The sequence below is a fragment of the Anaerotruncus sp. DFI.9.16 genome, assembly GCF_024461615.1.
GTDB lineage: Bacteria > Bacillota > Clostridia > Oscillospirales > Ruminococcaceae > Anaerotruncus > Anaerotruncus massiliensis.
Window position 1 is genome coordinate 1 of the sequence record NZ_JANFZX010000161.1, and the last position, 259, is coordinate 259.

The following is a 259-nucleotide window of genomic DNA, read 5'->3' on the forward strand; positions in this document are numbered from 1 at the left end:
TTTCTGTAATCTTTCGATGGTGAGAAAACGGTTGTTGATCGCCAGTGCCCCTCCGGCACAGGAATGGTCGCATGCCCTCAGTTCCAGAAAGTCGATATCTGTCAGTTCGTCGTTTTCCAGTTTTTCGAGGATATCGATGACATTATGGATTTCGTCGATCGCCAGGCAACGCCCCGGATAGTTGGAAGCTTCTCCTCCCGAGAGGGTCCATTGGATGGATTGCGGAGTCAGATGGTATTGTTCCGGTACCCGGGGGAGA

Annotated in this window: 1 pseudogene; it reads right to left on the reverse strand. The window is 51.7% G+C overall.

What is annotated here, in order from left to right:
* Window positions 1-259: pseudogene (locus NE609_RS17395) on the reverse strand (ferredoxin); the annotation flags it as partial.